Raw genomic sequence first — 21,845 nt, 5'->3', positions numbered from 1 at the left:
TGCTGGCGGCATCACGAAAAAGCCCGAATCCTCTCCGCCGATCTGGCCTGGCGGGAAGTGGGGTGCTTGTCTTTGAGTTTTGCTGAGAGACGACGCCCTGTCGTGGTGCGGAAACAAACTTTCGGCAAGTGGGGTTTATGCAACCAATTGCATTTGAACCGGTTTTAGGGCCATTGCCGTGGCGGTGACGCCGCTCAGTGCCCGCTTACGGAATTTTCAATGAATATTCAGACGAATCCTGCCCAAATCGAGAAGACAAGCGCGAGCTTCCCGGCCATCACGGAAGAGCCGATTCGATCCAACTTTCTGCCCGAAGAGCGTCTTCGTGTGCTTGGCGAAAGCCTGGCAAAAGGCGACCTCACCGATCTATTCGGCCTGACGCCCTTTGATTTTCAGGCCCGTATCCGGGACAGCGCCGAGAAGATCCTGGAAGTCTACCGGTCGACCAATGCGGCGCAGGCGAGGGGCGAGACGATCACGCCGGCGGCACAATGGCTGCTCGACAACAATTACCTGGTCGAAGAGACCATTTTCCAGGTCAAGCGCGACCTGCCGCGCCGCTTCTATCGCCAGTTGCCGACCTTGAAACTACCTGACGGCGGCAGCGTGCCGCGCGCGCTGGCGCTGGCCTGGACCTATGTGGCGCATTCGGACAGTTCCGTTTCGGCGACGATGTTCAAGTCCATCGTCCAGGGTTTCCAGTCGGTCGAGCCGCTGAAGATCGGCGAACTCTGGGCGCTGCCTTCGCTGTTGCGCTTCGTCCTGATCGAAAATCTCCGCCGGCTGGCCGTCAGGGTCAATCGCACCCGCCAGATGCGCCAGATCGCCAACGATGTGGCCGACAAGGTCCTGGCGACCGACGACAGCGCCGACCGGCAGTCGATCCTGTCCAATTTCAGCGCGCATGCGCAGGACACCACCTTCGCCACCCAACTGCTCTACCGCCTGCGTGATGGATCGCAGAATGCCGGCAAGGCTCTGGAATGGCTGGAAGGCGAGCTCGAAAAGACCGGCTCCGATGCCGAGGAAATCATCATTTCCGAACATCACACGCTGTCCAGCGGCAATGTGACGACGGGCAACATCATCCGCGGCCTGCGCCTCATCAACGACGTCGACTGGACGGTGTGGTTCGAAGGCGTCAGCCGCATCGACACCGTGCTGCGCGAGCGCACCGATTTCGCCGCGCTCGACTTCTTCTCGCGCGATCAGTACCGGACCGCGATCGAGGAATTGGCGCGCCGCTCGAACCTTTCGGAATATCGCGTTGCCGAGAAGGCCATCGAGTTGGCCGGCCACGCTGCCAGCGATGGTGACGGCGACGCCGTTTTAACCGGGTCCGCCCACACCGATGTCGGCTTCTTTCTCGTCGGCCCACGCCGGCTCGAGCTGGAGAAGGCGATCGGCTATCGACCCACCATCAGCCAGACAGTCAAGCGTGCCTTCCGCAAGACCGGCTGGCTCGGCATCGTCGTACCGGTGTTTGCGCTGACGGCCCTGCTTCTCGTCCTCTCCGGCAACGCGCTTGCCAATCTCGGCCTGTCAGTGCCCTCGATCGTCCTGATGCTGGCGCTGTTTGCCGTGCCGGCCAGCGAGGGCGCGCTCGCCTTCTTCAACACGGTCGTATCGCTGTTCCTGAAACCGACGCGTCTCGTCGGCTACGATTACCGACACGGCGTTCCGCCCGAGGCTCGCACGCTGGTGGTGGTGCCGTCGCTGATCGGCTCGCGCGACGATGTCGAGGAAAACATCCGCAATATCGAGGTGCATCATCTCGCCAACACGGCCGATGAAATCCATTTCGCGCTGCTGTCGGACTGGCCAGACTCGAAGACCGAGATCGATGCGGCGGACACCGAAATCCTCGAATTCGCCCGTACCGAAATCGCCCGTCTCAACGCCCGCTATCCCTCCGAAGGCGCGCCGCGTTTCTACATCCTGCACCGGCGCCGGCTGTTCAATGCGGCGCAAGGGGCCTGGATGGGCTGGGAGCGCAAGCGCGGCAAGCTGCACGAGCTCGATCTTCTGCTGCGCGGCGACAGCGACACCACGTTCCTGCCGCTCGACGTGCCGCTGCCGGAGAATGTCGTCCATGTGATGACGCTCGATGCCGACACGCGCACCACCCGTGACGCGGTCGCCACCCTCGTAGGCAAGCTCTGCCACCCGCTCAACCGGCCGCATTTCGATGCCAGCAAGCGCGTCGTCACCGCCGGCTACGCGATCCTTCAGCCGCGCATCACCGCGTCGCTGACATCAGGCGACGATGCGTCGTTCTTCCAGCGGGTGTTTTCGGCCAATCGCGGCCTCGACCCTTATGTCTTTGCCGTGTCCGATCTCTATCAGGACGTCTTCGGCGACGGGTCCTTCACCGGCAAGGGCCTCTATCACGTCGACGCCTTCGAGGCCGCCCTGCAGGGCCGCATCGAGGAAAACACCATCCTCAGCCATGATCTGCTGGAAGGCGCGCTGGCGCGCGCGGCGCTGGTCACCGACGTCGAACTGGTTGAGGACTATCCGACCCGCTACTCGGTCGACGCCTCGCGCCACCATCGCTGGGCGCGCGGCGACTGGCAGTTGCTTGGCTTCATGCTCGATCCGCGCTCCGGCGTGCCGGCGCTGTCGCGCTGGAAGATGATCGACAATCTGCGCCGCTCGCTGACGCCGATCTTCTGGGTGATGGCGGCGATCGCCGGCTGGACGCTGCTGCCCTTCACGCAGGCCGCGCAATGGCAGGCCCTGCTGATCCTCAGCCTGTTCATGGCGCCGACATTCGATATCGTCAACGCCATCCTGCCCAAGAGCGGCGACCAGACGCCACGCGGCCATTTCTCGGCTCTGGCGCGCGACGTCGCCTTCGGCACCGCCATGGTGGCGCTGAAGATCGTGCTGATGGCGCACAATGCCTGGATGATGGGCGATGCCATCGTGCGTACGCTCTACCGGCTGTTCGTCAGCCGCCAGAACCTTTTGGAATGGCGCACCGCCTCGCAGGCGCACAAGGCGGGCGACAACGATGTCGGATCGTATTACGGCATGATGTATGGCGCCGTGATCATCGGCTTCGTCGGTCTTGCCATTCCGGTGTTGGCCGATTCGACCGGCGCCTTCGTGGCCTTCTTCTTCGCCCTGTTCTGGATTGGCTCGCCGGCCATCGCCAGCTGGATCAGCCGTTCGGCTGAAACCGAGGATCGGCTGCGCATATCGCAGGCCGACATCCATACGTTGCGCACGGTGGCGCGGCGCACATGGCACTATTTCGAAAGCTTCGTAACGGCAGAGCATCACCATCTGCCGCCGGACAATTTCCAGGAAAGCCCGGCGCCGGTGGTGGCGCCGCGCACCTCGCCAACCAACATCGGCGTCTACCTGCTGTCCGTCGTTTCCGCCCGCGACTTCGGCTGGATCAGCCTGTCCGACGCCATCACCCGCATCGACGCCACCATGGCGACGATCGAGGGCATGCCGCGTGAGCGCGGTCACCTCTTCAACTGGTACGACACGACGACACTGAAGCCGCTCTATCCGCTCTACATCTCGGCTGTCGACAGCGGCAATCTCGCTGGCCATCTGGTGGCGGTGGCTGCGGCCTGCGCCGAATGGGCCGAAGCACCTTCCGTCCATCTCCAGGGCGATTTCGAAGGCATTCTCGACACGGTCACCATTCTCAGCGAAAGCCTCGATGATCTGCCCGACGACCGCCGTCAGTTGCGCCCGCTGCGCCAGCGTCTCGCCGACCGCCTCGACGGCATGCGGCGCGCTGTCGACACGATCAAGGCGCAGCCCGAAATGGCGTCGATCCGCACCATCAACCTGGCTGTGCTGGCCGGCGAGATCCGCAAATTGGCCACCGCCATCCATACCGAGGCGGTGTCGCCCCAGAGCGACGTCATCGTCGACTGGGCGGCAAGGCTGGAAGCCACCTGCGAAGCGCACGTCCATGACGCGCACAGCGACGACAATGCCGTCGAGGCGCTGCGTGCCAAGCTGCTCACCTTGCGCGAGCGCACGCGCCGTTACGCCTTCGAGATGGATTTCTCCTTCCTGATGCGGCCGGAGCGCAAGCTGTTGTCGATCGGCTACCGGGTCGAGGAACACCAGCTCGACGAGAGCTGCTACGACCTTCTGGCTTCCGAAGCCCGGCTGACCAGCCTGTTCGCCATCGCCAAGGGCGACCTGCCGACCGAGCACTGGTTCCGGCTTGGCCGGCCGATCGTCGAAATCGGTTTCCAGGGCGCCCTGATGTCCTGGTCCGGCTCGATGTTCGAATATCTGATGCCGCCGCTGGTGATGAAGGAGCCGCAGGGCTCGATCCTCAACCAGACCAGCAAGCTGATCATCAAGCGCCAGATCCAGTATGGCCGCCAGAAGAACGTGCCGTGGGGCATTTCGGAGGCCGCCTACAATGCGCGCGACCGAGAACTGACCTACCAATATACAAATTTCGGCGTTCCAGGCCTCGGGCTGAAGCGCGGCCTTGGCCAGAACACGGTGATCGCGCCTTACGCCACCATACTGGCGGCCCAGTTCAATCCGCGTGAAGCCGTGCTGAATCTCGCCCGATTGCGGGAGATCGGGGCGCTCGGCCGCCACGGCTACTACGACGCCGTCGACTTCACGCCGCAGCGCGTGCCGGAAGGCACGGATCATGTCGTCGTCCAGAACTACATGGCCCACCATTCGGGCATGTCGATCGCGGCGGTTGCCGACGCCATCTTCGAAGGTCGCATGCGCGACCGCTTCCACAGCGATCCGGTCATCGAATCGGCCGAACTCTTGCTGCAGGAGAGGGCGCCGCGCGACATCCCGACCGCGACCGTCAGGACCGAGGCCGACGAACGCTCCAAGGACGAGACCGAAGTCGACAGCCCCGACACCCGCATCGTGCTCAATCCGCTGCAGTCGCTGCGGTCGACCAACGTCATGTCGAACGGCCGCTATTCGGTGATGGTCACCGCGACCGGCTCGGGCTACAGCCGCTGGGGCGATCTCTCCGTCACACGCTGGCAGCCGGATCCGACCGAGGACCGGCTCGGCTCCTACATCTTCCTGCGTGACGCCGGTTCCGGCGACTGGTGGTCGGCTACGGCCGAGCCGAAGCGCGCCGCCGAGGAAAAGGCGCAGACCTTGTTCTCCGACGACAAGGCGAGCTTCGTCAAATCCGTGGGCACGTTGCGCTCCGAGGTCGAATGCATTGTCATCTCGGAAGGCAATGGCGAGGGCCGTCGGGTCACGCTCTACAATGACGGTCCGTCCGACCGTCACATCGAAGTGACCTCCTTTGCCGAACTGGTGCTCGGCCTGGAGGCGTCCGACAACGCGCATCCGGCATTCTCGAAGATGTTCGTGGAAACCGAAATCTCTGCCAACAACGCGGCGATCTTCGCCACGCGGCGCAAGCGCGAGACCAGCGAGCCCGATATCGCCATGGTGCATTTCGTCACCGATCCGTCCGGATCGGCGCGCGATGCCGAGGCCGAAACCGACAGGCGCGCCTTCATCGGCCGTGGCCGTACCATCGTCGATGCGGCCGCTTTCGACCCGGGCGCCAGGCTGGGCGGCCACTCAGGCTTTACGCTCGATCCCGTCGCCTCGCTGCGCCGCCAGGTGCGCGTGCCGGCCAACAAGAAGATATCGCTGACCTTCTGGACCGTCGTCGGCGCTGGCCGCACCGAGCTGGACGAAGCCATCGCCCGCCTCGACCATCCGGAGAGCTTTGCCCGCCAGGCCATGCTTGCCTGGACGCGCAGCCAGGTGCAGACCCGCCATATGGGCCTCAGTCTGACCGATGCCGCCAATGTGCAGAAGCTGGCGCGCTATCTGATCTATCCGGATCCGTTCCTGCGTCTTCCCGCTGAATCCATCGCCTCGGGGCTGGGCAAGCAGTCGAGCCTTTGGCCGACAAGCATTTCCGGCGATTTCCCGATCTTCCTGGTCAGGATCGGCGATGTCGCCGATCTCGAAATCGTTGCCCAGGCGCTGCGTTTCCAGGAATATATGCGCACCCGCGGCATGATGATCGACTTCGTCGTCGTCAACGAGCAGGCGTCCTCCTATGTCCAGGACCTGCAGCGGGCGGTCGAGACGCTGTGCGAAAACAGCCGCCTGCGCGGCAAGGAGCTCGGACCTCGCCAGCACATATTCGCGGTGCGCCGCGATCTCATGGACGAAACCACCTACAAGACGCTGCTCGCTGTCGCCCGGGTGGTCCTGCACACGCGCAACGGCACCATCTTCGACCAGATCGAGCGCGCCGAGGCCGCGGCTCTGCAGGCGCGCGACGCTCTGGCAGCATTGCCAATTCCGCGTGAATTGCCGTCGCCGACACCCACGACGCATACTCCTGCCTCGCAGGCAGTGGCCAATGTCAGCGCCGATGGAAGCGGTCTCAGCCAGTGGAACGGCTTTGGCGGTTTCGACGGCGACGGGCGGCATTATGTCGTGCGCCTGGCCGGCCGGCGCACGACGCCGCAGCCGTGGATCAACGTCGTCTCCAACGCCTCGTTCGGCTTCCATACCTCCGCCGAGGGCGCTGCCTTCACCTGGAGCCGAAACAGCCGCGACTACCAGTTGACGCCGTGGTCGAATGATCCGGTCTCGAACCGGCCGGGCGAGGGCCTCTATATCTACGATCAGGCCAGCGGCAAGGCATTCTCGCCGCTCGCTGCCGTGGTGCGCGATCCCACGATGACCTACGAGGCTTGGCACGGCCAGGGTTTCTCGACCTTCCGCTCGAAGCGCGGACCATTGTCGATGGATCTCACCCATGTCGTCGATCCGGTCGATCCGCTGAAGATCTCGCGGCTGCGCATCCAGAATTCCGGTTCGGTGCCGGCGCGGCTGCGTGTCTATGCCTATGCCGAATGGGTGCTCGGCGGGCACCGGTCGCGCACTGCGGCAACCATCGTCCCGTCGCGGGATGCCGCCAGCGGGGCGCTGCTGGCACAAAACCCCTACGGGCTGGATTTCGGCGAGCGCGTTGCATTCCTCGCGGCTGACGGCGGCGTTCATTCGGTGACGACAGACCGGACGGAGTTCCTGGGCCGGCATGGCTCCAGCGAGCTGCCGCAGGCGGTGCTGAGTGGTGCAGCGCTGTCTGGCCGTGTCGAGGCCGGCGACGATCCATGCGCGGCGATTGCCCGCGACGTCGAGATCCCGGCTGGCGGCGACGTGACGCTGCTCTGGCTGCTCGGTGACGCCGAGTCCGCCGAGGAGGCGAGCGCGCTGGTGCAGGAGCATAAGGTCAAGGACTTCGACCAGCGGTTGGCCGACAATGAGCGCGAATGGCGCGGCTTCCTCGACACCATCCAGGTCGAGACGCCGGACAAGGCGCTCGACGCCATGGTCAATCACTGGCTGCCCTATCAGAGCCTGGCCTGCCGCATCCGTGCCCGCTCCGCCTTCTATCAGGCCAGCGGTGCCTTCGGCTTCCGCGACCAGTTGCAGGATACGCTGGCGCTGCTGGCGCATGACCCGCAACTGGCGCGCGACCAGATCCTCAATGCGGCACGGCGGCAGTTCCCCGAAGGCGACGTGCAGCACTGGTGGCTGCCGCGCACGGGTGCTGGCGTACGCACGCTGATCTCCGATGACGTGGTCTGGCTTGCCCACGCCACGGCGCGCTATTTGCTGGTCACCGGCGATGCCACCATCCTCAAGGAGCAATTGGCGTTCATCGATGGACAGCCGCTGGGCGATGGCGAACACGATGCCTTCTTCACCCCGGAAATCTCGAAGAAGACGGCGTCGCTCTACGACCATTGCGCGCGTGCGCTCGATCTCGCCATCAAGCGCAGCAGCCCCGCGGGCCTGCCGCTGATCCTCGGCGGCGACTGGAACGACGGCATGAACCGCGTTGGCGAGCACGGCAAGGGCGAGAGCGTCTGGCTCGGCTGGTTCCTGCTGAAGACGCTGGGCGATTTCGCCCCCGTCGCCAAGGCCGAGGGCGATGCCAAGCGAGCACAGGCCTGGGCAAAGCATGCCGATGTGCTGAAGCGGGCGCTTGAGAGCACCGCATGGGACGGCGAATGGTACCGGCGCGGCAGTTTCGACGACGGCACCCCTTTGGGGTCTCGCAACTCGCAGGAGTGCAAGATCGACTCGATCGCCCAGTCCTGGAGCGTGCTTTCGGGAGAGGGCGATCCGGCACGGTCGACCACCGCGATGGAGCAAGCAACGAAGCTGCTTGTGGACGACAAGCTGAAGATCGTCAAACTGTTCACGCCGCCCTTCTCGAAGACGGAGAAGGACCCGGGTTACATCAAGAGCTATCCGCCCGGCGTGCGCGAGAATGGCGGCCAGTACACCCATGCCGCCACATGGTTCGTCATCGCGCTCGCCGAGATGGGGCAGGTCGACGAGGCCTATCGCTGTTTCTCGATGCTGAACCCCGTCAACCATGCGACCGACGAGGCCACGGCCGAGCACTATCGTGTCGAGCCCTATGTCGTGGCGGCCGATATCTATGCCGGGGACGACAACGCCGGCAACGGCAAGGGCGGCCGTGGCGGCTGGACCTGGTACACCGGCTCTGCCGGCTGGCTCTACAGGGCTGCTGTCGAAGGCATCCTGGGCATCGAGCGGCGCGGCAAGCGTGTCCAGTTCAAGCCGAAGCTGCCGAGCCACTGGGACGGCTACTCGGCAAATCTCAAAATGCTGGGGGCGGAACTCAAGGTTCGCGTCATCCGCGACAATAAGGCCAAGGCCGTGTCGCTGCAGGTGAATGGGACAAAGGCCAAGGGTTCGGCAGTCGAACTGAAGGACGGCGAAGTTGCCGAGGTGGTCATCCGGATCCCGGCTTGATGCATGTTGCTCAAAAACTATGCGCTCGGGCCTGGAATCCGGGGCGCGATTTTGCCGCCACGGCGGGATGAGAGGCACCGTCCCGCCTGGCGTTGCTGCCTGCCGATTGAGGGGCACGTCGCCGAGAAGTCCATGAAATCAAAGGCTTGAGGCGCCCCCTATGGGCCGCCACGGGCAGTGAGGGTTTGGCCACCCTTCGCCCGGAGGGGCATTCTGCAGCTTTGTTTCGCTCTATACTTCACGAAAGGCGATTTCGGCCTTGGTCATCCGCCCGACATTGTTGCTGATTAAAATTGTGGCAGCACGTGCCAACTGCCATGATTTCGCCGCATGCCTGACATTTTACCTGTCTTCTCAAACCGTTAGGTGATCACGGCAGATTTCGGAACGTCGCCATCTTTTGTTCGCTCTAAGGGAACTGAAGGGGTACACGGCCATTGTTTTGCGACGTATCAACCGGTACGAATAAAATGATGCAGTGCACAATAAACAGCGTGGCGGAGTAACTGGGGTGACCCTTCTGCAAATCTACTGGCGAGCACTCGGTTATCTGGCCGCGGACAGGAAACGCGTTGCGTTGATCTGTTCGGCCAACGTGGCTCTCGCCATCGTAGCGCTTCTCGAGCCGATCATGTTCGGTCGCGTCATCGGCGCCATTTCCGAGCGTGGCTCTGTCTTCACCACGCTGGTCATGTGGGCCGGTCTCGGCGCCTTCAACATCGTTGCCTTCGTCATGGTGGCGCGCGGCGCTGACCGTTTTGCCCATGCTCGGCGCAGCGAAGTGCTTTGCGAGTCCTTCGAGCGCGTGATCACCATGCCGCTCGCCTGGCACCATCAGCACGGCACCTCCAATGCGCTGCATACGATGCTGCGCGCCGTCGAAACCCTGTTCAGCCTTTGGCTCGAATTCATGCGCCAGCATTTGTCCACGGCTGTCGCCCTCGTACTGCTGGTTCCGACCGCGATCAGCATGGACCTGCGCATGTCGCTGGTGCTGCTTGGCCTCGGGCTGCTCTATGTCGGCATCGGCCGGATGGTCATGCGCCGCACCAAGGCGGGCCAGGCTGCGGTCGAGCGCCACTACCACAAGGTGTTCGCGCATGTGACCGACTCGGTCAGCAACGTTGCGGTGCTGCAGAGCTACAATCGCCTCGGCCACGAGGCCGATACGCTGCGCCGCTACGTCAAGAACCTGCTCGACGCGCAGAACCCTGTTCTCGACTGGTGGGCGCTGGCCAATGCCTTGCACCGTCTGTCATCGGCAATCTCGATGCTGATCGTGTTGTCGATCGGCTCCTATCTCGTCACTCGTGGTCAGTTGGGTGTCGGCGACGTCATTGCCTTCACCGGTTTTGCCACGATGTTGATCGCACGCCTCGACCAGATGTCGGCTTTCGCCAACCAGATTTCCGAGGCCCGTGCCAAGCTCGAGGATTTCTACCATCTCGAGGACTCCGCGGCTGATGCCGCCGAGCCGGACGGCCTGCGCGATCTTGCCAACGTCACCGGCCATGTCCGCTTCGAGAATGTCGGCTTCGAATTCGTCAATTCCGGCCAAGGCATCGACGACGTGTCCTTCGAGGTGCAGGCCGGCCAGACCGTCGCCATCGTTGGCCCGACGGGCGCGGGCAAGACCACGCTCATCAACCTGCTGCAGCGTGTCTTCTCGCCGTCCCATGGCCGCATCCTGATCGACGGCATCGACACCCGCACCGTGACCCGCAAGTCGGTGCGCCATTCGATTGCCACCGTGTTCCAGGATGCCGGGCTGCTCAACCGCTCGATCGAGGACAACATCCGTGTTGGCCGCGCCGATGCAAGCAATGACGAGATCCATGCCGCCGCCAATGCGGCTGCCGCACAGGACTTCATCCTGTCCAAGAGCAATGGCTACGACACGGTGGTTGGCGAACGTGGCGGGCAGCTCTCGGGCGGCGAACGTCAGCGCATCGCCATTGCCCGCGCCGTGCTGAAGGACGCACCGATCCTGGTGCTCGACGAGGCGACCAGCGCGCTCGACGTCGAGACCGAGGACCGCGTCAAGGAAGCGATCGACGAGCTGCGCCGCGACCGCACGACCTTCATCATCGCCCACCGCCTGACCACCGTTCGCGACGCCGATCTGGTCGTGTTCATGGACAAGGGCAGGGTGGTCGAGATGGGCGGCTTCACCGAGCTGTCGCTGCGCAATGGCCGCTTCGCCAGCCTGCTGCGCGCCGGCGGCCTGCTCAACGACGAGGAGGTTCGCCGCCTCAGCCGCACCGTGCAGCAACAGCAGGAAGCGGCTGCCTGAGCCTCTTTCTTTTACCTCCCCCTTGTGGGGAGGTCGGACCGTAGGTCCGGGTGAGAGTACAGGCACGGCCGCCCCAATTGCGTCTGCGACACCACCGCTCGATTGCCCCGAACGCCGCGGCGGTTTATGTAGAACCGCATGAGCGATACGACTTCACGCCTGACCGGCTGGATGGACCTCGCCAACCCGACGCGCTTCGTCGGGCTGGCGGACAAGGTCGTGCCATGGCTGGCCACGATCGCCACACTGATCCTCGCCGTGGGGCTCTATATGAGCTTCGCCGCGCCTGAGGATTTCCAGCAGGGCATCACCGTCCGCATCATGTATATCCACGTGCCTTTCGCCTGGCTCGCCATGATGTGCTACACGCTGATGGCGGTCTCGGCGCTCGGCACGCTCGTCTGGCGGCATCCGCTGGCCGATGTCGCGCTGAAATCAGCCGCACCCATCGGCGCCGTCTTCACCGCGCTGGCGCTGATCACCGGTTCGATCTGGGGCAAGCCGATGTGGGGCACCTGGTGGGTCTGGGATGCTCGGCTGACCTCGGTGTTCGTGCTGCTCCTGATGTATCTCGGCATCATCGCGCTGACCCGCGCGCTCGACGATGCCAGCCGCGCCGCCTGGGCCGCGGCCATCATCACGCTGGTCGGCTTCATCAACATCCCGATCATCAAGTTCTCGGTCGACTGGTGGAACACGCTGCATCAGCCGGCCTCGGTGTTCCGCATGGGCGGCTCCACCATCGACCCCAGCCTGCTATGGCCGCTGCTGGTGATGGCGCTCGGCTTTACCGTGCTGTTCTTCGCGCTGCACCTGATGGCGATGCGCACCGAAATCCGCCGCCGCCGGGTGATTGCCATGAGGCGGGTCGCGGCTCGGCAGGCCGAGCGCTCTCCCCCTTCTCCCCTTGTGGGAGAAGGTGTCGCCGAAGGCGACGGATGAGGGGTGTTCCAGGGAACGCCAACGTCTCATTCCGCTGGAACACCCCTCATCCGTCTCGGCGCTGCGCGCCGATCCACCTTCTCCCACAGGGGAAGAAGGCAAGACGCTTCTTAGTTCACCCCATCCTTCCCCGCGCCGCCACCGGGAGCGTTTCCAGCACCTTGTCGCCGTCGACCAGATTGACCTCGTTGAACAAATTGGTGACGACGCAGCAATGGTCGGGCACGACACGCACGCGCTCGCCGATGCGCAGCTTGCCGTCGCCCGAAAGCGTGACGGTGCCGTGCTCCTCGCTCAGACTGGTCACCCGCGCTCCCGACACGCCGAGCAACTCGCCGAAATCGGCGAGACCCAGCGTATCGCTGGACAGCGCCTTGCTGCCGGCATCGAGGATAGCGCGCGTCGCTGTGGGATGGCTGACCACCGTCGACAGCACCGTCAGCGCACAGTCGTCGAGGCCGCCGACGCCTTTGGCGACTTGATAGCGGTCGAGATAGATGTAGGTGCCTGGACGATACTCGGTGACAACGGATGTATCGCTGGAGCGCCACATATCCGGCGTGCCGCCGCTGGAGATGCGGTCGCAGGCGAGGCCCGACGCGGCAAGTGCCTGCTTGGCCCCGGCGAGCCAGGCTTCGGCCTCCGCTGCCCGCCCGGCGGCCGGGTAGGTCATCAGTCCGCCGAAGGCGAGGCCACCGGCTCTGTCGATCTGTCTTGCCAGCGCAACCGCTCCATCAGCCGTCTGCACGCCGCAGCGGCCCATGCCGGTGTCGCATTCGACCAGCACCGGCAGACGATGACCGGCATCGGTGAAGGTGATTGCCAGCCCTTCGAGCGTCTCCATGCTGTCCGCTGTCACCGACAGGGTGACGCGCCCGTGCAGCGCCAGAAGGCGCTCCAGCTTGGCGCGCCCAAGGATGTTGTAGGGAAGAAAAATATCGGTCAGCCCGGCATCGGCCATCACCTCGGCCTCGCCGATCTTCTGGCAGGTGATGCCGACGGCGCCGGCCGCTATCTGCTTCTTCGCCCAGTAGGGCAATTTGTGCGTCTTGATATGCGGCCGGAGCTTCAGCCCGTTCTTGTCGGCATGCGCCTGGGCGCGGGCAATGTTGGCTTCCGCGCGCGCGGCGTCGACCAGGATGGATGGCGTATCGAGATCGTGAACGGTCGGCATCATCTTTCACCCCATGAGGAATCCGCGGGTTTTATGGCCCTGAAAATCCGTGATGTCACGCGGCCAGGCAAGTGGATCTGTGGTCCATACGCCCTGCGCAACGCCGGACAGGACGGCGAGATGGATCGACACCGCATCGGCGTTCGGATATGCGATTTGCCAGACAAATCGATACGAAGGGATCATGATCATGAAGCGCTCCGCCATCAACGACATCATCCGCGAAGCCGACGCTTTCATCCGCTCGTTCGGCTACATCATGCCGCCCTTCGCCTATTGGTCGCCGCAGGAGGCGAAGGCGCGTCAGGTCGACTCGTCGGCCGTATTCACCTCGCGGCTCGGCTGGGACATCACCGATTACGGGCAAGAGAAATTCAGGGAACTCGGCCTGTTCCTGTTCACCGTTCGCAACGGCCGCTACGAGGACATGAAGAAGGGCATGGGCATGCTCTATGCCGAAAAGATCATGATCTCGCGCAAGGACCAGCTGTCGCCGATGCACCGCCACAACATCAAGGCCGAGGACATCATCAACCGTGGCGGCGGCAAGCTGGTGCTGGAACTGTTCATGCATGACCGCGACGGCGGCATCGATCCCAAGGCCGAGGTTTCGGTGCCGGTCGACGGAACCATCCACAGGCTGCCTGCGGGCGGGCTCCTGAAACTCGACCCGGGCCAGAGCGTCACGCTGCTGCCCGGCGTTTGGCATGCCTTCTGGGCCGAGGGCAAGGACGTGCTGATCGGCGAGGTCTCGACCGTCAATGACGATCTCACCGACAATGTGTTTCGCGAACCGATCGGGCGTTTTTCCAACATCGACGAAGACGTTGCCCCGGTCCATCTGCTGGTGTCCGACTACGAGAAGTGGCTGGGGTAGGGGGCCGCCCCACGCCCCGGTGACGCCAGCCACACGGTCGAAAGTGCGGGCTTCTCCTGGCTCCCGATCGAGGCGGGGTACGTCACAAGCACTTTGCCGGGTTGATAAGGCTCCGCCGTCATCCAGATGGATGGCGACTCTCGTCAGCGCATGTGTTGGCTTCAAGCCGAAGCGCGGAGACCGGAGCGACAATGGGCCAGGGTCCCATCGAGCGTCTGTCTCCATAGGCTCGGTGATCGAGGAGAGCCAGGATGCAATTTCCTGCCCAGAAGAACAAAAGATCGGCTCAACCTGCCGAGGATGAGCGCCAGGCACGGCTGGAGAAAACAGCCAGGCTCAAGCAGCTTCGGTCCTATGCTTCCTGGCTTTCGTCTGACCCAAATGCCCAACTTCACGATGAGATCGACTGCTCCGTGCTGATCGAGGAAGGCGTGGAACGACGCGGCATGGAGCCTTGGCTGATCGGCAGGTGACACGACCGGGCGGCGAGGTTTCCACCGCCAACGACGATCTGGCCGACAATCTGTTTGGCTAAAGCTGTTCGCCGTTTCACGGAAACGGCGACCCGCTCTAACTCCTTGTTTTGACGCAATTCCGGACGGAACACCGTTTCACACTTTTCCTGGAATTGCTCTAGCCGATCGGCCGCAACAGTGGCGGCAGGCTGACTTCGCGTCAGTGACAGCAGCCTTGCTGCGCGCTCGTCCTGCACAGGCAGGACGAGGTGATCGGCACATCCGCCTTGGCCAGCGCCGCGGCAAGGCTTGTCTGCAATGTCGGCAATTCATCAGTCTCGCCGCGCCGTTTCAGGCATTCCACCAGCCCGTGCAATGCCCAGACATTGTTCGGATGCTGGGCGCAGCGCTGCACCGTGCCGCTCAGACCCAGATCGTCGCGATAGACCTGCTCTGCTTCCTGGGCGTGGCCCTGGTCGAGAAGCAGCGCCGCCAGCGCATGGCGCGGCGGGTGCATCCAGGCCCACGGCTCGGTGTATGACAAATTGTCGTCAAGCTCGACCGCCTGCCGCAAATGGCCATACGCCTCCTCATGCCGGCCCTGGTGGTACGCCAGCTCGCCGTCGAGCAGGGCGGCACCGACAGCCAGTGAGGCTTGCGTCGGATTGCTGAGGAAGCGCCGCTCGGGCGCAATGCCTTTCAGATGCCGATGGAACGCTTCGCGCTCACGCTCGGCTTCAGCAAATTGCCCAAGCGTCGCATGCGCCACACCCTTGGCGTAGTGCTGCATGGCCGCCGTCAGCACATAGAGGCCTGGCTCCGCGGTCGCCGGTTCGTCGATGATCTCCCGCCAGCGGCCGAAGCGCACCTGCACATGCGATTTCATCGCATGGTAGCCTTCCACCGTCTGCGTGAGCTTGGGCCGGCCGGGGATGGCGACCACGTCGCGCGCGACCAGGCTGCGCACCCTGTCGGCGGCCCACAGTGCAGGCTGGTACTGGCCCGACAACATGCAGGTGAACATCATCAGATGCAGATCGTGGCAGCAGCCGAGCAGATAGTAGGTCGGCTCATCGGCATAGGCGAGATAGAGGTCGTTGGCGCGCACCGCCTTTTCGCTGGCACGTTTGGCTTTCTCATACTCGCCGCACAGCACATAGATGTGCCCCGGCATGTGGTTCATATGCCCGGCATCAGGACACATTTCGCCGAGCAGATCCGCTGACCGCATGCCGCGCTCCGGCATGGTGGACATTTCCAGCAGATGGATGTGTAGGTGGACGATCGCCGGATGCTGTGCTGCGCCGGCCTCACCGGCAAGCCGGACCGACCGCTCGCAGACGTCGAGCGCCTCGACGACATCGGAATTCGGCGCCGGCGCGCCGGTCTTGAGGTTCCACAGCCGCCGCACCGTGCGCATCATCAGCGCTTCGACCAGCAGTGCCATCACATCATGGTCGTCGGGAAAGTCCCGATACACAAGCCGCATCGCGGCGGCATATGCGTCATCCCACCGTTCGAATTCCTCCGGGCTCACCCGGTGCGGCTTCTGAAAGCGGGCGGCCAGCGCTTCGATCAGCCGCTTCTCGATCTCGTTGGCGGAAGCCGCATTGGCCCGGGCCAACTGGACATGCTCGAAGCAGCGCTTCGTCGCGCTGTCGGCCTCGGCCTCGCCATGTTCCTTCCAGGTCAGATTGTAGAAAGGTCCGGCGGCATAGGCGATGCCCCAATGGATCATCGGACATTCAGGATCTGTTTCGAGCGCCTTCTCAAAACACTTGATGCCTTCCTCATGGTTGAAGCCGTAGCACCAGTTGAGGCCGATATCGAACCAACGCTGGGTTTCTGTCGAGCGAGTGGAGATGGGGCGGCGGTAGGCGCCGAGGTCGAAGCGGTCCATGTGGTCTCATTTCAATTCTGATTGCCAGCGAGCCAGCTCTGGTCAGACTCCTTCGCCATCAATGTGTGCCGAAACTGGCAGGCATGGCAAACGCAACGAGTGCCATCGCTGCTTGCATTGGAGACTATCGTCGCTCTCAGCTAGTCTCTCGGGGCGACGTTTCATTTTGCCAGCCGGCGAGCTCAGGCAGGTCGTCAAGCCAGCTTTTCTCCGTCATCAGGGCATCGTCGGCCTGCGGAGCAGCCTCGGTGGCGTTTTGAATGAGCCAGTCCATCCACTTCCGATAGGCAGCCGGGGCCAACTCGGGCGGCAGCACCTTGGCCTTGGCCAGCATGCGTTTGCGGAAACTGACCTGCCTGCGGAGTTTGGTCGTCGTGAATTTGATGGCCTTGCCCTGGTATTCGACCGTCCAGCGCCCGTCGCCGTGGCTGGTGAGCCTGTCGATGGCGAAGCCGACATCCACCGGCCTATCCCGCCACGGAAGCTCGATGGCATTCTTCCTCAGATCGAGTGCCCATCGCCTGTAGTCGGTCCCGGCACGCTGGGGCGGCAGCACGCCAGCCTGTTCGAGTATCTTCCTGCGGAAGGTCGGCTGCTTCTTGAGCTGGCCTGTCGTCAGCTCGATGCGATGCCCACGGAATTCGACATGCCAGCGGATCCTCCCATTGCCGAAATATTTCACCAGCCTGTCGATGACGAACTCGTCGTCGGAAAGCGTCACGCAGCCTTGGCTCATGCGTTCGAGAATGTACTGGCTATCAGTGAGCACTATGGAGCCCAATGCAAAAAACCTTTGCGGAGCTTAGCCCGGCAGCGACTGCTATGACCAACGCGTTATTTGCCCTCCGAGGAGGAGCCGGGTCGGATCAAAGGGATAGGACCTCGTCCTTTTGAAGGAATCGCAAACCGTGAGAAGCCGGCGTAAGGATGCGAGAGCGTCATCGCCTCCACATCTGCCCCAATTCCTCATCAAACCAAGCCTCGGCATCGTAGTCCGGCCCCATGACGGAGCGGAAGTCGAGATATCCACCATACCTATTCGCTGACAGCCACGTCTTGAACGTCGAGAAGGAAGGATGTTCCCGCTCTTTGTCGGAAAGCGTGTTCGCCCATTGCGTGGACAGTGATCGTATCGCTTTCTCCGCATCTGCCTTTTTCATGAGGGGAACGCGGTATCAAGCCATAGTAGAAGGCAGGCTCAGTGCCTAATGGCGTCCCATCCGCCTTTAGGCCGTAAACGTATTTCCCATCGACCCAAAGAGACGGCTTTTGAGTTTCGCAGGAATAGCCGTACTCCCGATCCAGCCAGTGTTTCGGCTGACCACCCATCGAGTACAGGTACTGCCCTTCTTGGTAGAGGGCGGGCTGATGGCTCCTATAATTGAAGAGATGGCGTGCGGGCATTTGCGTTCTCGATTCGGCAAGGATCGTCTCATAGGATTCACGCCCAGTCCACTTGACCGCCGGAGGCATTTTTTTTGTCAAAATTAGTAGTCGATCCTGTCCAGATGATCCGCAGTGAAAATTGCACCCCATTTTTGTTTCGCATTCTCATGCGCGCTTTCTTGGTGCTCATGAGGCCAGTTGTTTAAACCACTTGTCATTAGGCTTGTTTCGCCTGCGAGCCGTCCGACAATTTCAACCAACGCCTCCAACTCGCCGAAGGTGACAAACCGATCGACTTCGCTCCAACGGATGTGGGCAATCGCGGAATTGCGAAAACTCTGCAGCCGACCGAGAACGGACCAGTCGATCCGTGCGTACTCGGTCTTAAAGCGCTGGATCGAACGTCCGCATGTCCCGCTCGCAACGTCAATTTTCGCTGCATCGTCGGTTCCGGCGTACGCTGCGGCGACGCATGAGAGGGCACTATCAGACTTTAAAAATCGGTTGACCGATTGGAGCGAGACTATGCTTGCCCGATCGATCGTCGCGAATACCCGAACTATGCAGAGCAATGCCGACATCATCCGGAATTCGTCAGCATGATGGACTATCGATGCGGACTTGTCGGGAGCCGCTGCGATAGCGGCGTTGATGCCCGAATAAAGACCGTACGCATGCGCAGCCACCGATGCCCACTCGTTGAGCCTGGGCGCCATGCTGACCACCTCATCAATTGATGGAGTGCGATGCTCGCCGCCAACTGACGTTATGCCGCACTGCATGTTGCTATTCGCAGCCTCCGCTCATTACCACGCCTTATAATCAAGGGCTTATGTTGCTACTGATTTCAGGCGCTAGCAACATGGTTTTGGGGGATTTCGTCGCTAAGTGGTTGATTTTGTTTGGCTGGGGAACCTGGATTCGAACCAGGACTAACGGAGTCAGAGTCCGTGGGTCTACCGTTAACCTATTCCCCAGCAGGCACGGTCATGAACCGTGCGCGCCGAGCGGGCAAGCCGCTGTGAGCGCTGCCTTGTAGCCGCCAGCGGAAAATAGTCAAGCCTGCTCTGTGGTTCAATGGCACGTTTCGTCAGGCGATTTCAGAAGCCACACTTCAGATGCCGGCGCGCGGCTCCCAGTCCAATCCCACGCCTCAGCTCTCCGTCCGACTGAACTGCGAGCGTTCGAAGAACAGCACCACCCCCAGGCCCAGAATCAGCGGGATGATCAGGTAGAACAGCCGGAACACCAGCAGCGCCGCCAGCACGCCGACCGGATCCATGTCCGACAGGCCGGCGAGGAACACCACCTCGAACACGCCGAGCCCGCCCGGCGCATGCGAGATCTGCGCGATCGAGAAGGAGACGAGGAAGACGCCCAGTATGACGAAGTAGCCGGGATTGTGGGTTGCGGGCAGGGCGAAGAAGATGATCGCGGCGGCGGCCAGCAACTCGATCGGGCCGATCAGCAATTGCCGCGCGACGATAGGCAGCGCCGGATAGTGGAGCTGAAAGCTGGCGATCTTCAGCGGGCGCAGATGCAGCCAGCTGCCGAAGACATAGGCGGCGACGAGCAGCAGCATCGCGATGCCGGCCGCTTCCGACAGGCCATGATGGGCGATGCCGGAAAACCGGTCGAGTATCTCAGGCTCGAAGACCAGAACCAGGCCCGAGGCAAAAATCGTCGACAGCACGAAGGTGATCCAGCAGACCGCCACCAGCACGCCGACATCCTGTCCGGTCAGGCCCCTCGTACCGTAGGCGCGGTAGCGGATGACGGCGCCCGAAAACACCGAACCGCCAATGTTGTGCGACAGCGCATAGGTGGTGAAGGAGCACAGCGTGACGAACAGCCACGACACGCGCTTGCCGATATGCAGGAGCGCGATGTGGTCGTAACCGGCGAGCGAGGCATAGGCGATGATCGAACTCAGCGCGGCAAGAACCCAGCCGCGGGTCGGAATGGCCGTGATACCGTCCCACACATCGTCGAGCGAAACGCCGCGCAATTCGTGCCAGAGCAGCAGCAGCGAGAAGATCACCGCGGCGATGCCGACGACCGGCCAGAAATAGCGTCTCCAGTTCATTGCCTGACTGCCATGCGTTGCGGGTCCGCTTCCTTCTCGTGGCTGGTGGGAGGCCGGTTTTGCCGGATTCTTCCGCTCATTTCAGAAATGCCTCATCGAAGCCGGCTATTCAACCGCGAACCCTTGTCGCAGCGGCGGCCGGCAAGATTTGTCCATCGTGAGCGGCCGAAGAGATGCCGGCAAGCGCTGCGCCGGCAACTGCGGCGTGCGGATACGTCACGCGGCCGCGCCGGAACGGCGGTCAGCGGCCTGTCGGCAAAATTCGGCATGCGGCTCTTGGTGATCGGGCGCGGCGCTGTTAGTCTGGCGGCAACTTAAAACACTGAAGCGCCTGCTGCGTCCATCATAGGTTCGCGCGGCGCCGGAAGGAACGACAGTGGAAGACCACGACACCGGCGCCGGCGCGCCGGAGGTGGGCGTGTCCAGCGCTTCCCAGGGGTCGGCTGGCCCGGGGAACGCAAGCTGGCAGGAACGCCGCCCGACGGAGCTCCGCTCCGCAGACGGGCAGGCGGGCGACGCACCCCACAAAGGCAAGCCCAAGAAGCGGCGCAAGCGAAGGCGCGGGCGCAAGGTTTTTGCGCGCGACGAAGCGCGTCCCGCGGAGAATCGATCGCCGGCGCCAGGCAAGACCGGGACCCCGGCGGCGGAGGCCCACAGACCGGCGGAAGCGGTGGTCTCGCCCGCCGCTGTTGTGCCACGGCCGGAACAAGGCGCCCGTCGGCCGCCGGTCCAGGAGCTTCCGGTGTTTGCGGCGCTTGACCTCGGCACCAACAATTGCCGGCTGTTGGTCGCCGTGCCGACGCGGCATGGCCAGTTCCGCGTCATCGACGCCTTCTCTCGCATCGTCCGGCTGGGCGAGGGGCTCACCGCCAATGGCCGGCTCGGCCAGCCGGCGATGGACCGCGCGGTCGAGGCGCTGAAAATCTGCGGCGACAAATTGCGCAACCGCAAGATCAGAAAAGCCCGGCTGATCGCCACCGAGGCCTGCCGCACGGCCGAAAACGGCGTCGAGTTCATCGACCGCGTCGAACGCGAGGCCGGCCTGAAGCTCGAGATCATCGACCGCCAGACCGAAGCGCGGCTGGCGGTGTCCGGCTGCGGCTCGCTGGTCGAGCGCGACACCCAAGGCGTCGTCCTGTTCGATATTGGCGGCGGCTCGTCCGAAATCGCGCTCATCGATCTCGCAGGACGCCGTTCGCCGAGGCTGGCCAATCACATCGTGTCGTGGACGTCGCTGCCGGTCGGCGTCGTCTCGCTGGCCGAGCGCTTTGGCGGCCGCACGGTGACACGCGAGATCTTCGCCGCCATGGTCGATGATGTCGCCGGCCGGCTGGCCAGCTTCGATGGTCGCGACCGGCTGAGCCATCTCAAGGCCAGCCCGAATTTCCATCTGCTGGGCACGTCCGGAACGGTGACGACGCTGGCCGGTGTCCACCTCGAGCTCGAGCGCTACGATCGCCGCCGTGTCGACGGGCTGTGGATGGACCGCGACAGCGTCGATCGCATGGTCGAAAGACTGGTTGGCTGGGATTTCCAGCAGCGCTGCGCCAACCCATGCATCGGTGCCGATCGCGCCGATCTTGTGCTGGCCGGCTGCGCCATCCTCGAAGCGATCCGCGCCGTGTGGCCGTCCGAGCGGCTGCGAGTCGCCGATCGTGGCCTGCGCGAAGGTATTTTAAGCGAACTGATGGCCGATGATGGCGTCTGGCGCAACGATGGGCGTGGCAGAGCGTGAACAGTCGACCCCCACTCCGTCGAGCTACGCTCGACACCTCTCCCCCGATCGACGGGGGAGAGGAAAGGCGTGAACTTATGCAGGCTGGCTCCCTTCCTCTCCCTCCGGAGGGGGGAGAGCGACTATCTGGGGTGTCAAGTTGCAATTACGAACTCGTTGCGCGCATCGCGTGCTTTTGCATTGAGGATGACCAGG

13 protein-coding genes and 1 tRNA gene are annotated in these 21,845 nt (G+C 63.3%); 6 read left to right on the top strand and 8 right to left on the bottom strand.

The window, feature by feature from the left end:
- Window positions 1-219: 219 nt before the first annotated feature.
- The 3 genes from NKJ67_RS23755 (at window position 220) to NKJ67_RS23745 (ending at window position 12,037) form a co-directional block, all read left to right on the top strand.
- Window positions 220-8,802 carry a glycoside hydrolase family 94 protein gene (locus NKJ67_RS23755; RefSeq protein WP_352583428.1) on the top strand — a complete coding sequence of 2,861 codons (8,583 nt, stop codon included), beginning with the start codon at window positions 220-222 and terminating at the stop codon, window positions 8,800-8,802.
- Window positions 8,803-9,313: 511 nt separating this feature from the next.
- Complete coding sequence (locus NKJ67_RS23750) at window positions 9,314-11,095, top strand: glucan ABC transporter ATP-binding protein/ permease (RefSeq protein WP_352583426.1); 1,782 nt, start codon at window positions 9,314-9,316, stop codon at window positions 11,093-11,095.
- A gap of 138 nt (window positions 11,096-11,233) precedes the next feature.
- Entirely contained in the window at window positions 11,234-12,037 is an 804-nt protein-coding gene (locus NKJ67_RS23745) for a heme ABC transporter permease (protein ID WP_127322087.1), read from the top strand.
- Between the two features lie 115 nt (window positions 12,038-12,152).
- On the opposite strand, the gene NKJ67_RS23740 is transcribed toward NKJ67_RS23745, so the two are convergent.
- A complete protein-coding gene (locus NKJ67_RS23740; protein WP_352583549.1) occupies window positions 12,153-13,211 on the bottom strand; it encodes a D-TA family PLP-dependent enzyme in 1,059 nt (352 codons plus the stop codon).
- Window positions 13,212-13,217: 6 nt separating this feature from the next.
- Complete coding sequence (locus NKJ67_RS23735) at window positions 13,218-13,403, bottom strand: hypothetical protein (protein ID WP_352583424.1); 186 nt, start codon at window positions 13,401-13,403, stop codon at window positions 13,218-13,220.
- Between NKJ67_RS23735 and NKJ67_RS23730 the strand changes: the two genes are divergently transcribed.
- Window positions 13,402-14,088, top strand: coding sequence for a D-lyxose/D-mannose family sugar isomerase (locus NKJ67_RS23730; RefSeq protein WP_127258087.1), 687 nt, complete (start codon window positions 13,402-13,404; stop codon window positions 14,086-14,088). The genes NKJ67_RS23735 and NKJ67_RS23730 overlap by 2 nt on opposite strands.
- Before the next feature lie 251 nt (window positions 14,089-14,339).
- Window positions 14,340-14,561, top strand: a complete 222-nt coding sequence (locus NKJ67_RS23725; RefSeq protein ID WP_027038337.1) for a hypothetical protein — start codon at window positions 14,340-14,342, stop codon at window positions 14,559-14,561.
- Between the two features lie 202 nt (window positions 14,562-14,763).
- Here the strand turns inward: NKJ67_RS23725 and NKJ67_RS23720 are convergent, their stop codons facing one another.
- From NKJ67_RS23720 to NKJ67_RS23695, 6 genes are all read right to left on the bottom strand, one after another.
- A complete protein-coding gene (locus NKJ67_RS23720) occupies window positions 14,764-16,443 on the bottom strand; it encodes a hypothetical protein (RefSeq protein ID WP_352583421.1) in 1,680 nt (559 codons plus the stop codon).
- Between the two features lie 136 nt (window positions 16,444-16,579).
- The gene (locus NKJ67_RS23715; protein WP_352583419.1) at window positions 16,580-17,212 is read right to left on the bottom strand and encodes a hypothetical protein; all 633 of its coding nucleotides are present in this window, start codon (window positions 17,210-17,212) and stop codon (window positions 16,580-16,582) included.
- A gap of 169 nt (window positions 17,213-17,381) precedes the next feature.
- A complete protein-coding gene (locus tag NKJ67_RS23710; protein WP_224685224.1) occupies window positions 17,382-17,603 on the bottom strand; it encodes a hypothetical protein in 222 nt (73 codons plus the stop codon).
- Between the two features lie 327 nt (window positions 17,604-17,930).
- Complete coding sequence (locus NKJ67_RS23705) at window positions 17,931-18,545, bottom strand: hypothetical protein (RefSeq protein ID WP_352583417.1); 615 nt, start codon at window positions 18,543-18,545, stop codon at window positions 17,931-17,933.
- Between the two features lie 187 nt (window positions 18,546-18,732).
- A tRNA-Gln gene (locus NKJ67_RS23700) sits at window positions 18,733-18,806 on the bottom strand.
- Window positions 18,807-18,982: 176 nt separating this feature from the next.
- On the bottom strand, window positions 18,983-19,915 hold the full coding sequence (locus NKJ67_RS23695) for a lysylphosphatidylglycerol synthase domain-containing protein (RefSeq protein ID WP_128307545.1): 933 nt from the start codon (window positions 19,913-19,915) through the stop codon (window positions 18,983-18,985).
- 376 nt (window positions 19,916-20,291) lie between these two features.
- Between NKJ67_RS23695 and NKJ67_RS23690 the strand changes: the two genes are divergently transcribed.
- Window positions 20,292-21,650 carry a Ppx/GppA phosphatase family protein gene (locus NKJ67_RS23690; RefSeq protein ID WP_352583415.1) on the top strand — a complete coding sequence of 453 codons (1,359 nt, stop codon included), beginning with the start codon at window positions 20,292-20,294 and terminating at the stop codon, window positions 21,648-21,650.
- Window positions 21,651-21,845 lie beyond the last annotated feature (195 nt).

It is taken from the genome of Mesorhizobium sp. M0088 (assembly GCF_040322895.1).
GTDB lineage: Bacteria > Pseudomonadota > Alphaproteobacteria > Rhizobiales > Rhizobiaceae > Mesorhizobium.
The sequence above is the reverse complement of the archived record's forward strand: the minus strand, read 5'-3'. Positions and strand labels throughout refer to the sequence as shown.

Coding starts and splice junctions, on each gene's coding strand:
- NKJ67_RS23755 (WP_352583428.1), top strand. CDS start 220: ATGAATATTCAGACGAATCCTGCCCAAATCGAGAAGACAAGCGCGAGC.
- NKJ67_RS23720 (WP_352583421.1), bottom strand. CDS start 16,443: ATGGACCGCTTCGACCTCGGCGCCTACCGCCGCCCCATCTCCACTCGC.
- NKJ67_RS23745 (WP_127322087.1), top strand. CDS start 11,234: ATGAGCGATACGACTTCACGCCTGACCGGCTGGATGGACCTCGCCAAC.
- NKJ67_RS23730 (WP_127258087.1), top strand. CDS start 13,402: ATGAAGCGCTCCGCCATCAACGACATCATCCGCGAAGCCGACGCTTTC.
- NKJ67_RS23740 (WP_352583549.1), bottom strand. CDS start 13,211: ATGCCGACCGTTCACGATCTCGATACGCCATCCATCCTGGTCGACGCC.
- NKJ67_RS23710 (WP_224685224.1), bottom strand. CDS start 17,603: ATGAAAAAGGCAGATGCGGAGAAAGCGATACGATCACTGTCCACGCAA.
- NKJ67_RS23725 (WP_027038337.1), top strand. CDS start 14,340: ATGCAATTTCCTGCCCAGAAGAACAAAAGATCGGCTCAACCTGCCGAG.
- NKJ67_RS23695 (WP_128307545.1), bottom strand. CDS start 19,915: ATGAACTGGAGACGCTATTTCTGGCCGGTCGTCGGCATCGCCGCGGTG.
- NKJ67_RS23735 (WP_352583424.1), bottom strand. CDS start 13,403: ATGATCATGATCCCTTCGTATCGATTTGTCTGGCAAATCGCATATCCG.
- NKJ67_RS23705 (WP_352583417.1), bottom strand. CDS start 18,545: ATGGCGCCCAGGCTCAACGAGTGGGCATCGGTGGCTGCGCATGCGTAC.